We start from the raw sequence: 14420 nt of genomic DNA, 5'->3' as shown, positions 1-14420 counted from the left end.
CTAAGCGCGCCGACAGCGCCGAAGAGTCACCACCACCCCAACCAGCCCGCCACGCGCCCTCCCAACCCCACCGGCGACGGCGTCCCCCCACGCGATCCCACGCCCCGCGACACCACCCGTCCGCGCCCGAGCGCACTGCCCCACACACCTCTTGCACCGACGGTCGTTTCAGCTTCAACCACTGATCCTTCACGCCAGGATCGCCGCTTACGGGTGGTGTGACGATGTCCATCCACAAGCTGACCGCTGGGAGCGGGTATGACTACCTGACCCGCCAGGTCGCGGCCCAGGACGTCACCGAACGTGGGCACTCCGGCCTGGCGTCGTACTACTCCGCCAAGGGCGAGGCGCCGGGCACCTGGCTGGGCTCGGGCCTGGCTGGCCTGGAGGGGGTGGCCGCCGGCGACATCGTCACCGCCGAGCAGATGCGCAACCTGTTCGGGGCCGGCCGCCACCCTCTGGCCGAGCAGATGCGGGAGGAGGCTGCGGCCGCGGGACTGGACGTGCGCGCCCAGGACCACGCCAGCTGGTTGGGCCGGCCGTTCAACGTGTACGCCGGCGACGTCTCGGAGTTCCGCCGCCGGGTGGCCCAGCGGGTCGCCGCGGCGAACACGGCTGCGGGGCTCCCGGCCGACGCGCCAGGCAGCCTGCAGGACCGGGCCCGGATCCGCACCGAGGTCGCCGTGGAGCTCTTCCGGGACGAGCACGGACGTGCCCCGGTCGACGCCCGGGAGGTGGCCGCGACCATCGCCAAGCACTCCCGGCCGCGCACCAACGCCGTGGCCGGCTACGACCTGACGTTCTCCCCGGTGAAGTCGGTGAGCACCCTGTGGGCCGTCGCTGCGCCGTCGGTCGCGGCCGCGATCGAGAAGGCCCACCATCAGGCCGTCAAGGACGCCCTGACCTACCTCGAGCAGCACGCCCTGTTCACCCGGGAGGGCGCCCACGGGGCCCGCCAGGTCGAGACCCGCGGCCTGCTCGCCGCTGCCTTCACCCACCGCGACTCACGCGCCGGCGACCCCGACCTGCACACCCACGTGGCCGTGGCGAACAAGGTGCAGGCCAGGGACAGCGGCGCGTGGCTGGCCATCGACGGGCGTCTGCTGTTCAAGGCCACCGTCGCCGCGTCCGAGACGTACAACACCCGCCTGGAGCACCACCTCCGCACCGCCCTGGGGGTGCGGTTCGCGGCCCGTCAGGACCCGCAGGCCGGCAAGCGGCCCATCCGGGAGATCGTTGGTGTCGCGCCGGCACTGAACCAGGTGTGGTCCTCACGCCGCACCAGCATCGAGGCTCGCCGCGAGGACCTGACCAAGACGTTCCAGGCCACCCACGGGCGACCCCCGACCCCGATCGAGTCGATCCGCCTGGCGCAGCAGGCAACGCTGGAGACCCGCGACGCCAAGCACGAACCCCGAAGCCTGCAGGAGCAGCGCACGACGTGGGCCAGTGAAGCGGCCGCCTCGCTCGGCGGCACGGATCAGGTGCAGGCGATGGTCGCCGAGGCGCTCAACCCCACCGCCCGTACCGCGGCCCGCGTCGACAGCGCGTGGGTGGCCAGGACCGCCGGGCAGATCCTGGAAACGATGGCCGCGCGCCGCTCACACTGGCAGCGCTGGCACGTCGAGGCCGAGGCGCTGCGTCAGGTCCGCGGCACCGACCTGGCCACCGGCGACATCGACCGCGTCGTGGCCCTCCTCGTCGACGACGTCCTGGCTCGCTCGGTGCCGCTGACCCGGCCCGGCGACGACGTCGAGGTACCCGCTCAGCTGCAGCGCAGCGACGGCTCGAGCGTCTACACCGTCGCCGGCTCCGAGCTCTACACCGCCGGCGACCTGCTCGCGGCCGAGGCACGGATCGTGGCCGCGGCCGGCCTGCGTGACGGGATGGCCGTCCCGGCCAACCTGGTCGACCTGGCGATGCTCTCCTCAGCCGCCAACGGGCTCGCCCTCAACGCGGGCCAGGGCACCCTGGTGCGGGAGATGGCCACCTCTGGGGCGCGGCTCCAGCTGGCGATCGCACCGGCCGGCTCGGGCAAGACCACCGCCATGCGGGCCCTCACCCACGCCTGGACCGAGGCCGGTGGAGACGTCGTCGGCCTCGCCCCGTCCGCGGCCGCGGCCGCTGTCCTGGGTGAGCACCTCGACGCCTCCACCGACACGATGGCCAAGCTCGCCTGGCACCTCCAGCACACCGACCGCGAACCCCTGCCGGCCTGGGCTCAGGGCATCGGGCCACGCACCCTGGTCGTCATCGACGAGGCCGGGATGGCCGACACCCCGACCCTGGACACCGTCGTCCAGTACGTCCTGGCCCGCGGCGGCTCTCTGCGCCTGATCGGGGACGACCAGCAGCTCGCCGCAGTCGGCGCCGGCGGTGTCCTGCGCGACATCCAAGCCACCCACGGATGCCTCCACCTCAGCGAGCTCATGCGCTTCACCGACCCCGCCGAAGGCGCCGCGTCACTGGCACTGCGCGACGGACAACCCGAAGCGCTCGGCTTCTACCTCGACCGTGGCCGCGTCCACGTCGGGGACCTCTCGACCATCACCGACGACGTCTTCACCGCGTGGACCCAGGACCGTGCCGCCGGCCGCGACGCCATCATGCTCGCCCCCACCCGCGACCTCGTCGCCGAGCTCAACGCCCGCGCCCGAGCCCACCGGCTGGCCACCGACCCCACCCCGGTGTCGGCCGCCGCGGCACTGGCCGACGGCGCCCACGCCTCGCTCGGGGACACCGTCATCACCCGCAGCAACGACCGGAACCTGCGGACGACCTCGAGCGACTGGGTCAAGAACGGCGACCGGTGGCGCGTCAGCGACGTCGACGCCGACGGGTCGCTCACCGTCCAGCACCTGCGCAACGGCCACCACGTCCGCCTCCCCCACCGCTACGTCACCGCCTCCGTCGAGCTCGGCTACGCCTCCACCGTCCACACCGCCCAAGGCGTCACCGCCGACAGCTGCCACACCCTGGTCACCGGCGCCGAGTCCCGCCAGCTGGCCTACACCGCCGTCACCCGCGGCCGCCACGAGAACCACCTCTACCTCGAGGTCGTCGGCGACGGCGACGAGCACACCGTCATCAAGCCCGAGAGCACCCACCCGCTGACCGCGACCGACCTCCTCGAGCGCGTCCTGGCCCGGGACGACTCCTCACGCTCGGCCACCACCCTGCGCCGCGAGGACCAGGACCCGGCCACCCAGCTCACCCGGGCCGTCGCCCGCTACACCGACTCCCTGCACGTCGCCGCCGAAGCGCGGCTCGGCCCGGCACTGATCGACCGCCTCGGTCACACCGCCGACCTCCTCGTCCCCGACATCACCCGCGCCCCGGCCTGGCCCACCCTGCGCGCACACCTCATCCTGCGCTCCGCGCACGGCACCGACCCCCTCGAGGAGCTGCGGGCGGCCGCGGCCTCCCGCGAGATCGACACCGCCGCCGACGTCGCCTCCGTCCTCGACTGGCGCCTGGACGACACCGGTCTGCGCAGCGCCGGCACCGGCCCCCTCCCATGGCTGCCAGCCGTCCCCGAGGACCTGGCCGACGACCCCCAGTGGGGCCCCTACCTCGCCGCCCGAGCCGCCCGAGTCCGCGACCTGCGCGACCAGGTCCGCGACGACGCCACGACCGCTACCGCCCTGCCCACCTGGGCCCGGCAGGGCCAGGGCCGACCCACCCCGCAGATCCTGGCCGACGTCGCCGTATGGCGCGCCGCCAACGGCGTCGACGCCACCGACCGCCGCCCCACCGGGCCGGTCCACCCCACCAAGGCCGGCTACCACTACCAGGACACCCTCAAGGAACGGCTGCTCGCCGGACGGACACCCGCGATGGCCGAGTGGGGACCCACCCTCGACACCGTGCTCATCCAGTCCCGCAAGGACCCGTTCACGCCCCTGCTCGCCGAGCGCCTCGCCGCACTCACCCGTGCCCGGATCGACGCGCCGGCCCTGCTCGGGCGCGCCCTGAGCGAAGGCCCACTGCCCGACGACCACAACGCGGCCGCGCTCTGGTGGCGCCTGTCCCGTCACCTCTCCCCCGCCGTCGCCGTCCAAGCCGGCACCGAGCACCAGGTCATCGCCCCCTGGACGCCCCAGCTGCCCGACATCGTCGGCCCCGAGCGGGCCGAGCAGCTGCGCGCCTCCAGCTGGTGGCCCACGCTCGTAGCCGTCGTCGACCACGCCATGGCACGCGGCGCGAACCCCCACGACCTGCTCACCACCCCGCCGGCAGCGGACGCCGACCTCGACCCGTGCCAGGCCCTGGTCTGGCACATCTCCATCCAGAACGACCCCCCTCCCCCGCTCGAGCACCCTCTCGACCCCGCCACCGACACCCTCGACCAGGAGCGCAACCCGTTCTGGGAGGACGACCTCAAGCACCACGAGCTCTCACCCACCGACGCTGAATGGGCGCAGCTGGTCCCCCTCGACGACACCGAGCCGGACCCCCGCGACATCGACGCAGACCGGGTACACCCCGACGACGAGCTCGACGACCTCGCCGTCGCAGCCCACCTCACCCTCGCCGCGCAGCTCCGCCAGCACGCCGGCGTCCTCGAGCCCGAAGGACGTGAGCTCGATGCTCTCCTCGCCCGCGCCTACGACGACGACACCGCCCCCGTCAGCCGCGCCCGCATCATCGAACTCAACCAGGCCGCGCTGGACTACTACACCGGCCGCTACCCCGGCTCCTGGGCCCAGACCTACCTCACCGACCGCACCCGCACCGACCTCACCGGCGACCCCGACTACCGGCCCGGCTACGCCCCCGCCGGCTGGACCCACCTCGTCACCCACCTACGTAGCCACGGAGCGACCGACCTCGAGCTCACCGAGTCCGGCCTGGCCACCCTCACTCGCAACGGACGCGTCATCGACCGCTTCCGCGACCGCCTCGTCCTGCCCATCACCATCACCGAACGTGACGGCACCACCAGCACGCTCGGCTTCGTCGGCCGCCGCCGCGACGACGCCGACGGACCCAAGTACCTCAACACCCCCGACACCCCCGCCTTCCACAAGGGCGCCCAGCTCTACACCCCCCGACCAGACCTCCTCGAGGCCGGCGCCGTTCCCGTCCTCGTCGAAGGCCCGCTCGACGCCATCGCCATCTCCCTGGCCGGCCAAGGCCACTACGTCGGGATCGCCCCACTCGGGACCGCCCTCACCGAAGAGCAGTCGCGCCAGCTGGCCACGGCCTCACACACCCACCACCAGAACCCGATCATCGCCACCGACGCCGACGACGCCGGCCGCACCGCCGCACACCGCGACTACTGGCTCCTCGCGCAGCACAACCTCGACCCGGCCACCGTCGCGCTGCGACCAGGTACCGACCCCGCCGACCTGCTCCACCGCTACGGCGCTAACGAGGTCTGCACGGCCCTGACCGCCGTCACGCCTCTAGCCGACGCCCTCCTCCACGAACGCCTCACCCAACTCGACGGGATTCTCGGCGCTCGCCAGGCCCTAACCGTCCTCGCCGCCAGCCATCCGTCCCGCTGGGACGCTGGCATCGACTCGATCGCCGAGACCTCCGGTGTCCCCCGTATCGTGCTCCGTCGCCACCTCGCCGACGCCGTAGCCCGTTGGGACGACGAGCCACACGACGTCGCTAATGAGCAGCTCGACGACATCAGGGCGACTCGAGCCCGGATGTCGCGTCAGACGGATCCTGCGCCCGACCGGGCACTTACATCACCACCAGCCCCGCCGACGTCGCCCTCGCAGAATCACCGTCAGGTCTCTCGCTAGTCCCGGCGCCGTCGGTCCAGGTTTCAGCCGTTGACCATCCCGATTGTCCGTCTCCCAGCGCTACACCAGTTGGAACCGGTTACGTTCTTGCGATGGGGATGAGGCCTACGATCGTCCGTCCGGTCCACGGCCGACTACAGCTGCGCATTCCCTACGCACCCGACAACCGTCAGTGGATTCACGAAGCCCTCGGTGATCGGATCCGGCCAACCTGGAGGAGGTCGGCTGGCCATTGGGCAATCGCTCGAAACCACCTATCTCCCCTCGTGGATGCTCTCCTCGACCGATGGCCAGAGGTCGAGGTGCACCTCGACTACCGCTCCACAGAGCAGTGCGACACCAGATGCCAGAACGCCAGGGGTGAGGACTGCACCTGCTCGTGTCTTGGCACCAACCACGGTGGAGCCGGGCACATCCAGCAGTGGCGTCAGGTGGGGTCGACAACCCTCGTTGGCTCCGAGACACACCGGGTCAGCAGGATCATCACCCGCTGACCTTCGGGACGGGGTCACACCCGGGGGAGGGTCCGAGTCAGTCGAGCGCCGGGTGCGGACCTAAGCCGGGCCGGCTCTCCCTGAAGTCATGTAGACACGACGCGAAGACAGCACGAAAGCTCATCGGGTGAACCCAGTGCTGCGGGGCGCCTGGCCGACGCCCCGCAGCACTGAACGTGGTCAGCCGTTCTCGGTGACCGTGGTGTTCGGGTTCCGCTGGGCCGTCCCCTTGGTCACGTAGCGACCACTGATGGCGGACCGGTGTGCGGTTCCCGAGCCCCTGTTGCCGCCGGACTCGACGACGGAGGTACGAGGATGGCGGGCGGCGGCCGCCCTCGAGATGTAGCGCCCCGTGATGGCGCTCCTTGCGTGGCCCTTGGCCATATTGGGACCTCCAAGTCCCTCATGCAGACGGCCGGTGTCGAGTACTCTCACAATGTCACCCGTGATGGCTCCTCGACTGGCTTCTGCTGGTTGAGGAGCCTCACTCTTGTGCGGCTCCACAGGCGGACCGGTTGGACCGTCTGATGCCTGCGTATAAGTGTCTGGCGCCTTCTCACCCCCCAGACTCCTTGGAGCGGATGCTTTTCGACTTCCACTCCCCTTGTGCCCGAGCAACGATTCGGCGCGCAGTGTCATCGGGAACCGACCGCCGTGCCGCTCTCGCGGACGGCGTCCCGAGGGATCCGCCGTTGACCTTCGCTCGGATCTCCGAGTTCCTCATGCAATACCTCTCTTCTTTAGTCGTGCTCGCTCGTTGGCGATCATGCGCTCCACGGTCTTTTCGCTGACATCGAAGTGGTCGGCGATCTGGGCTTGCGTCCAGTCCTCGCCCCGGAGTCGCATGGCTTGCCGTACCCGGGGGTCCTTGACCGTGGACAGCGCCTCCTCGGCGGTCACGCCCGCAACGACCCGGGGCTCAGGGCCGCTGACAGCGCCCCGGTACACGCTCAGCAGGTCGTCGTCTTCAGTGAGTAGGGCGCGATTGCGTTTCTCTCCAGCCCACCAGCGGCGGTAGATGTTCGGGAACCTGATGAGGCACTGCCCGATGAAGTACGTACGGAGAGTGGCTCCCCTACGGTGATCCCACTTGCTCTTCATGAGCACGTCGTGCCGGAAGTGGAAGAGCGCCTTCGTTACCGTCTCGTAGGTCAGCTCAGCTACTTCGTCCTCGGTGAAGGGGCGGTCGGACGTCGGGAGCCCGCCGAAGCCCTTGGTCCGGCAGCGTTCGAAGATGATCTTTCGGCGGATCCAGCTGGCGATGACCGCGCACCCGTACTTGGCCAGTTCGTTGGCGAAGTAGTCCCAGAGCCGACCCTCGTACCCAGCCAGTGCCAGGCTTAGGTTGAGGTCCACGTCGCCGGCCATCCGGTCGACGGTGTCCGCGAGATCTGCGTGTCCGGCCTCGACGAGCCACGCCTCTGGCACCTGCTGTTGTACGGGCGCGCCAGAGGCGCCGGGCAGTTCCGGCTCGCTCTCTGGCTCTGAGTCCATACCTGTTTCTTCTCTCGGGGACGACCAGCGACTCCGTCGTTGGTTGTTCCCTCATAGGTGGGCCACCTACGCCCACCCCCCAACTCTGCGTCGACTTTTTTCAGGGTCGAGCACAGCCATTGTCCGCTGCCCCTCCAACACGCGGTGACGACCCGATGCTCGCGCGTCGCCTCGAAGTTCCCTGCCTCCAGCCGATAGAGCCCGGTCCTGGCGGGTCTGTTCTCCACGAACGCGATCGAGTCACTGCACTCCCGCTACCGCCGCGCGGTCAGCGTGTGCGGGCACCCCCCACCGAGCAGGCCGCGCTGAAGACCAGCTACCTCGTAACGCGAGGTATGGACCCCAAAGGCACCGGTCAGGCGCGATGGGCCGTGTGGTGGAAGCCCGCGCTGAACGCGTTCGCGGACGCACGCCGGCCGCCGGCCGCCGAGAACCTCTGAGGATGAACGCCGGGAACACCGTTCATCGGACACTCTCTAGCTGTACTGACCGGGGACGTTAGTCGACGCTTGCGGCGCTGGTAGAACTCGCGTCAGGGTCGCGGCATCGCCGGTGATATCCACGCCATGCGCGATAGCGGCGGGCAGAGGCATTGCGCCTTGCAGGAGGGCAACCAGTACCGGCCCGGGGCCTGCAACACGCGCCAGGGGGCTGACATCGCGCTGGCAAGGGTTCACCGTGATGGTCCCGGCGGCGGCGGTGAGGTCGAAGCCGTCGTCGAAGGTGCCGAACCGGATCACGATCGGTGGCTCGTCCGGTCTGTGATCCGCGAGGAGGAAGCGTGCCGGTTGGCTGAGCCAGTGCATCTGGAAGATCGCATCACTCGGCGCCTCTGGAACCGTCGGTGCACCCCACTTCAGAAGCTCGCGCAGCACTCCGTCCAGGGCCCGGCCACGCTCGGTAAGTAGATACGTTGGCGTGCCCGGGATTCCTGGGGCGGGCTCGCGGGCGACGACACCGTTGGTCTCGAGGTCCCGCAGGCGCTGGGTGAGCAGGTTCGTCGCGATGCCAGGCAGGCCGCGCTGGACTTCGCCAAAGCGCAATGCTCCCCCGATCAGCAGCTCACGCACGATCAGGAGAGTCCACCGGTCACCGACGACATCTAAGGCGCGAGCGATCGAACAAAGCTGTCCGTAGGACCTCACCTGAACCCCCTTGACTTTATCAAGTGCCCGCTTGAAAGTATCAAGCACCATTCTCACACCAAGGAGAGCCATGCCCGCCACCCTGTCTTCTGCCGCACCTGGGACTGCTGAAGGTCTGGTTGACACTTCCGGTGTGGTGTTTCAGGCCGCGTGAGCGGCATGGTTGATGGTCTCAAACTCGACCGGGGTGAGCTTGCCGAGGGCGCGTTGCCGGCGCCGGCGGTGGTAGGTGCGCTCGACCCAGGTGACGATCGCCAGGCGCAGCTGGTCACGGGTCTGCCAGCGGCGGCTGTTCAGGACGTTCTTCTGGAGCAGGGAGAAGAAGCTCTCCATCGCGGCATTGTCCGCCGAGGAGGCGACACGGCCCATCGACCCCTTCAGGTGATGTTGGCCGAGGGCGGCGACGTAGGTCCGGGAGCGGAACTGAGAGCCCCTGTCCGCGTGGACCACGCACCCGGTGACTCGTGCGCGGCCTCGGCGGGCCACCGCCATCTCCAAGGCGTCAACCGCGAGGTGCCGGGTCCTGTGGGAGTCAATCGAGTAGCCGACGATCCGGCGGGACCAGACGTCTTTGACCGCGCACAGGTACAGCGTGCCCTCGCCGGTGGGGTGCTCGGTGATGTCGGTGAGCCACAGCATGTTCGGGCCGGGTGCGGTGAAGTCCCGCTCGACGAGGTCGTCGTGCACCGGCGGGCCCGGCTTCTTGGACCGGCCCCGCTTCCTCGCGTGCGCGGAGACGATCCCAGCCTGCGAGCAGACCTTCCACACCCGCCGCTCGGAGACCTCGTGCCCGGCGTCGGCGAGCTCGTCGGCGATGAACCGGTACCCGAACCCCGGCTCCTCGGCGTGCACCTCGAAGGCGGCGTTGGTCGCGTACGCGTCGACCAGGTCCCGCTCGGAGACCGGGACCGCCCGCCAGGAGTAGAACGCCTGCCGGGAGAAGCCCAGCAGCCCGCAGGTCACCGCGACGGGGATGCCGTCGGCGGCAAGGTCCAGGACCAGCGGGAAGGTCATTTTGGGGACTGGCCCAGCTTCAGGTTCGCCTGGGACAGGTACGCGGCCGCTCGGCGCAGCACCTCGTTCTCCTGCTCCAGCGCCCGGTTGCGTCGCTTGAGGTCTCGCAGCTCCTCGGAGTCGGCCCGCGTGACGCCAGGACGGATCCCGTCCTCGACGTCAGCGGCCCTGAGCCAGTTCCTCAAACACGACTCGGAGATCCCGAAGTCCCTGGCCAGTTGCGCGATCGGGGTCTCGCCCTTGCGGGCGACCGCGACCACGTCCTCACGGAACTCCTTTGGATGGGGTGCAGGCATGTCGACATCCTCCCAGCGGGACCTCCTCGGCCCCACAGATCAGGTGTCAACCGAACCTTCAGCAGTCCCATGCGCGCTGCTACACGAGCGAGAACGAACGCCGCGATGCCCTCCCCGACTGGCTCCACGAGTACAACCAGCACCGACCACACACCGCCTGCGGAGGCCAGCCGCCCTTCTCACGATTGATCAACGTCCCCGGTCAGTACATCTAGCAACACGTCCTAGTCGAGGGTCTCTCCGGTGATGAGGTCGACCTGGTCGTCGTTCACGAGCCGTAGCCGGGGGGTGCGCGCTTCCGGGGGCACGGGCGCGTCGGTGAGGGTGTTGAGGTCGTTCTGGAAGTGGCGGCCTCGCTCGTCGACCGCGCTTTGGGCGAGGTGTCGCTTGTGCCGTCCTTGCGCCGGCCAGGTCTGGTGGTCTTGGTCCTCGCACTGGGCTTTGAGTCGTTGGCGCATCCGGTCGGTGAACGCGGGCAGGGCGTAGCGGTGCCACTCCTCGAGTGCTTCGGAGGTGAGGGCGAGGCCGGCGCGGCGTCGTAGGTCGGCGATGACGGCGATCTCGTGGACGAGGTGGGGGTGCTTGGGCCAGCAGGGAGGGATCATGGCGGTGGGGTCCCAGACGTACTCGTGGTTGATCCAGGTGGCGACTCTGTCGAGCCAGTCCCAGACTTCGGCGCGCAGCTCGGGGTCGACGCATGTCGGGGGGTCCCAGGGGCGGGCGAGGGCGGCGGAGTTGCCCAGGGCCTTCTTCTCGTTGTCGTCGCCGTAGAGGGCGACGTTGAGCTCGCGGTAGGCGTGCTCGACGCGTCGTCCAGGGCGGGGGAACCCTTCGAGGACGGGCTGCGGCCGTGGGCCGCGTCCGGTGCGGGTGTGTTCGCTCATGCCGGCTCGGTGTCGTTGTCGGCGGTCAGGCCGTGCCTGCGGGCCTGGACCAGCGCGGCGGTGGCGCGGGCTTCTGGGTTCACGGAGTGGCGTTGGCCGATGCTGACGTGCTCACGGAGGCGGGCCTGGTCGGCGAGGAGCTGGCGGCCTGGCTTGCCTTCGATGCAGCGGTGCAGGTGGGCGATGATCGGGGCGCCGTTCTCGGACAGGACCAGGGCGTGCCGTCCCTTGATCTGCCGGATCTCGGCGCCGGTGAGGATGGCGATGTCGTCGGCGGAGTGCTGCCGGCCACCCATCCGGCCGGACTGCCAGGAGGTGCGGGAGATGCGGACCTCGCCGAGGAGGTCGGAGATCTCCCGGTTGAACGCGACGTCCTTGGAGCCGCCGAACACGATGAGGTTGTTGGTGAGGCTGACCAGGGTGCGGGCCTCCTGCTCGCCGAAGACCGCGGCCAGCTGGGGCCAGGCCTGGGCGGCCCACAGGAACGAGATGCCCAGCGCCCGCTCGTTGGCCATGCGGGTGCGCAGGGTCGGCAGGGGTGCGGTGGAGGGCAACTCGTCGAGGATGGCGTGGAAGGGCGGGCAGAGCCGGCCCCACGGTGTGGTGTTGGCGACCTCGAGGGCGGTGTCCAGGACGTGCTCAGTGAAGGCTGTCATCAGCGGGGACGCCGAGGCGTAGGGGTCCTCCCGGCCGAGGAGGTAGAAGGTCCCGCCGCGGGTGATGACGTCGACGACGTCGGTGACGGGCCGTCCCGGGGAGGGGACGCAGCGGCGGCGGGTGTCTTCCTGGAAGAACAGGGCCATGGCCTGCTGCACGGTGGTGACCGTGTTGCCGGCGGTGCGGTCGTCGCCGTGCAGCGCGCCGTGGAGCAGCCCGGCCCAGAACGACGCGGCGTGGGGGTGGGCGCGCAGGATCTCGTGCGGAGCTGACGCTGCGACGGGGTTGGCTACCCAGTGCAGGACGTCCTCGAGGCTGCGACCGGTCAGGGCTGCGGCGTGGAAGTAGCCCTGGAGCACCTTGGCGGCCTCAGCGGCGTAGAACCGAGCCGAGTCGTCGCCGTGTCCGCCGGCGACGGCTCCCTTGACGGTTCCGGCGGTGAACGCCTTGGCGCGGCGCTCGGCTAAGAGCGCGTCGACGCACCCGCGGATGGGGTCCCACACCACCTCCGGCAGTCCGGGCACGAGACCGAACGGGTCGAGGACGACGGCGGGACGGTCGCTGCTGGAGCGGGCGGTGAAGGTCAGCAGGAGGTCGTCGACCTTGGTCAGCGTGGTCAGTGCTGCACCGGGTGCGTTGATCAGCGCCGGGGCAAGAAGGTCCAGGGTCTTGCCGGACCCCTGCGGCCCGATCACGCCGGCGGTGCGGTCCCAGGGCACCCACAGCTGCCCTGCGCGGGGTTCGCGGGCCTTGCCGAGCTGCCAGCCGACGTCGGTGGGGTGTAGTCGTCTCATCGCGGGTCCCGCCGCGTCCCGCCGTACAGGTCGGGCCGGATGACCTTGGCCTGGCGGTGTAACCGGGTCCGGCCCAGCAGGGCCTCGGCTTGCGCCGGGGTCGCCATGCCCTTGAGGCGCCCCGGGCCCCACCGGCCCAGCGCCCACGTGGCCGCCGCGCCGCACGCCAGAAGGACCAGCAGCTCCACCAGCCCGACGCAGACCCACAGGAGGGTGGGGCCTGCGGGGGTAGCGATCCCCGACAGGCCTGCCGAGGGGTCGCCCTGCAGGACTCCACCGAGGGTGCTGAAGAGGTCCTCGCGTCTGACGAAGGCCCACCCGTTGCCGGCGAGGAGGTTGGCGACCGAGCGGCCGGCCTGGGCGCCGAGCACCAACGCCACCACGAGGACTGCGGTCCCCGCGACGGGGACCTCCCAGGTGAAGGGGTGAGGGTTGGTTCTGCGGGAGCGCTGCATGGGAGGACCTCCGGGTGCTCGGTGGCTGTTCGTCCTCCCTAAGCCGCCGGTTCGTGGTGTGGGGTCAGCGCGGCGGGGGCGGTGTTCGCGGCCCGGGGCCACCTGGAGGGTCGAGCCGTGCGGGGTTGGGCCTGGTGACCTTTCCGGGATGGGGGCCGGCCTGGCCCGTGGCGCTGTTGTTGCGCAGCTCCTCGAGGCTGCGGATGCCGCTCTCCTGACCGGTGCGGCGGTCCTGGGGGTAGCGGGCCAGGACGAACGGGGCGAAGAGGGGGACGGCGATCGCGACCTGCCCGTAGCGCGGGACGTAGATGTCGCCTTCCTTGAGCAGCTGGTCGCGCAACCAGCTCAGGTCGGTGCTGGCCCGTCCCAGTGCTGTGGCCAGCTCGGCCATGGCGGCGCGCCCTCCCAGGACCGCCAGGGCTGTCAGGAACTCTGCCTGCCGGTCGCTCATCCGGTCCCATCGGGGGCCGAAGGTCCGCATCTCCAGCTCCTCGGCCAGGCGCGGGAGGGCCCCTTCGACGTCGGCGAGGGTGACCGTGTCCGGGCCGGGGGCGGCGCGCCAGACCCGGTCGGCGAGCAGCTGCAGGTGGGCCGGGTAGCCGTTGGTGACGGCCAGCACCCGGTCGAGGGCGTCGGGCTGCCAGGTGACCTCGAGGTCGCGGGCGGGCTCGACCAGGGCGTACCGGGCATCGGGCGGTGTCAGGTTCAGGGGGATGTCCTGGACCGAGAAGAGGCGGTCGGGGTGGGTGACCCCGGCTGCGGTCAGGACCGAGGGTGTCAGTGGCAGGCCCGTGGCGGCGAAGGTGACGTTGGCCTCGGGGTGGTCGACGTTGAGGCGGTGCAAGGTCGCGGCGAGCAGCGCGAGGTCGCGGTGGGGGGCAACTTGCAGCTCGTCCACGGTCATGAGCAGACCTGCCCCGGGGTGGTCCTTACCCACCTCCGCGGCCAGGCCGGCCAGAGCGGCGGCGAGCATCCCCGCGTCGGGGTGCGCGGCCTGGGTGGCGGGCTCTCGCATCGACACACCGCCACCGAAGCCGGCGACGGAGACGTTGACGCCGGCGACGTTCTCGAACGCTGCACGCGCACGACGCCAGGGCCCGGCCTCGGCCTGGGTTTGTGTGCGCGCCTGCTGCATTAGGGACCCGATCAGCCCTTCCCCGCCCTGCACCGCCTGCACGGACAGCACGATCGAGCCGTGCCGGTCGGCCTCGTGCCCGTAGGCCTTCAACAGGGCGGTCTTCCCTACCCCGCGAGGACCAACGAGGATGGTGTCGACCGCAGCGACCCTCCCCCGGGCACCGGTGTCGTTGAGCATGAGCCGCCAGTCACGCATGAGGTCATCGCGCCCGGCGAGCACCGGTGGCTGGTGGCCCGCACCGGGTGTGTAGATCCGTGAGTCCACGGCCAGCTCCTCTCGTCTATAAC

7 protein-coding genes and 3 pseudogenes are annotated in these 14420 nt (G+C 70.5%); 3 read left to right on the top strand and 7 right to left on the bottom strand.

Features of this window, described 5'->3' with window-relative positions:
* Positions 1-224 precede the first annotated feature (224 nt).
* The gene (gene mobF / locus LG324_RS03475; protein ID WP_404351801.1) at positions 225-5762 is read left to right on the top strand and encodes a MobF family relaxase; all 5538 of its coding nucleotides are present in this window, start codon (positions 225-227) and stop codon (positions 5760-5762) included.
* 1214 nt (positions 5763-6976) lie between these two features.
* On the opposite strand, the gene LG324_RS03470 is transcribed toward mobF, so the two are convergent.
* Positions 6977-7750, bottom strand: coding sequence for an RNA polymerase sigma factor (locus tag LG324_RS03470; protein ID WP_404351798.1), 774 nt, complete (start codon positions 7748-7750; stop codon positions 6977-6979).
* A gap of 222 nt (positions 7751-7972) precedes the next feature.
* Here LG324_RS03470 and LG324_RS03465 point away from each other — a divergent pair.
* Positions 7973-8190 (top strand): annotated as a pseudogene (locus LG324_RS03465) (transposase); the annotation flags it as partial.
* Between the two features lie 36 nt (positions 8191-8226).
* On the opposite strand, the gene LG324_RS03460 reads toward LG324_RS03465, so the two are convergent.
* Together LG324_RS03460 and LG324_RS03455 are read right to left on the bottom strand one after the other, a co-directional pair.
* Complete coding sequence (locus LG324_RS03460) at positions 8227-8967, bottom strand: winged helix-turn-helix transcriptional regulator (RefSeq protein WP_404351795.1); 741 nt, start codon at positions 8965-8967, stop codon at positions 8227-8229.
* Between the two features lie 69 nt (positions 8968-9036).
* Positions 9037-10205 (bottom strand): annotated as a pseudogene (locus LG324_RS03455) (IS3 family transposase).
* A gap of 68 nt (positions 10206-10273) precedes the next feature.
* Between LG324_RS03455 and LG324_RS03450 the strand changes: the two are divergent.
* Positions 10274-10420, top strand: a pseudogene (locus tag LG324_RS03450) (integrase core domain-containing protein); the annotation flags it as partial.
* 9 nt (positions 10421-10429) lie between these two features.
* Here the strand turns inward: LG324_RS03450 and LG324_RS03445 are convergent.
* From LG324_RS03445 to LG324_RS03430, 4 genes are all read right to left on the bottom strand, one after another.
* Positions 10430-11089: a hypothetical protein gene (locus LG324_RS03445; protein ID WP_215512032.1), complete on the bottom strand. Its 660-nt coding sequence runs from the start codon at positions 11087-11089 to the stop codon at positions 10430-10432.
* The gene (locus tag LG324_RS03440) at positions 11086-12540 is read right to left on the bottom strand and encodes a type IV secretory system conjugative DNA transfer family protein (RefSeq protein WP_404351792.1); all 1455 of its coding nucleotides are present in this window, start codon (positions 12538-12540) and stop codon (positions 11086-11088) included. The genes LG324_RS03445 and LG324_RS03440 overlap by 4 nt, the downstream gene beginning before the upstream one ends.
* Positions 12537-12995: a hypothetical protein gene (locus LG324_RS03435; protein ID WP_404351790.1), complete on the bottom strand. Its 459-nt coding sequence runs from the start codon at positions 12993-12995 to the stop codon at positions 12537-12539. Before LG324_RS03435 ends, LG324_RS03440 begins: the two co-directional genes overlap by 4 nt.
* Positions 12996-13059: 64 nt before the next feature.
* On the bottom strand, positions 13060-14397 hold the full coding sequence (locus LG324_RS03430; protein WP_404351788.1) for an ATP-binding protein: 1338 nt from the start codon (positions 14395-14397) through the stop codon (positions 13060-13062).
* Positions 14398-14420: the final 23 nt, after the last annotated feature.

It is taken from the genome of Phycicoccus jejuensis, assembly GCF_044797865.1.
GTDB classification, from domain to species: Bacteria; Actinomycetota; Actinomycetes; order Actinomycetales; family Dermatophilaceae; genus Phycicoccus; species Phycicoccus jejuensis.
Note: the sequence above shows the minus strand (reverse complement) of the source record. Positions and strands in the feature narration are given on the sequence as shown.

Excerpts from the sequence above, each read along its gene's own strand:
- LG324_RS03435 (WP_404351790.1), bottom strand. The coding sequence starts at position 12,995 with ATGCAGCGCTCCCGCAGAACCAACCCTCACCCCTTCACCTGGGAGGTC.
- LG324_RS03470 (WP_404351798.1), bottom strand. The coding sequence starts at position 7,750 with ATGGACTCAGAGCCAGAGAGCGAGCCGGAACTGCCCGGCGCCTCTGGC.
- LG324_RS03460 (WP_404351795.1), bottom strand. The coding sequence starts at position 8,967 with ATGGCTCTCCTTGGTGTGAGAATGGTGCTTGATACTTTCAAGCGGGCA.
- LG324_RS03440 (WP_404351792.1), bottom strand. The coding sequence starts at position 12,540 with ATGAGACGACTACACCCCACCGACGTCGGCTGGCAGCTCGGCAAGGCC.
- LG324_RS03445 (WP_215512032.1), bottom strand. The coding sequence starts at position 11,089 with ATGAGCGAACACACCCGCACCGGACGCGGCCCACGGCCGCAGCCCGTC.
- mobF (WP_404351801.1), top strand. The coding sequence starts at position 225 with ATGTCCATCCACAAGCTGACCGCTGGGAGCGGGTATGACTACCTGACC.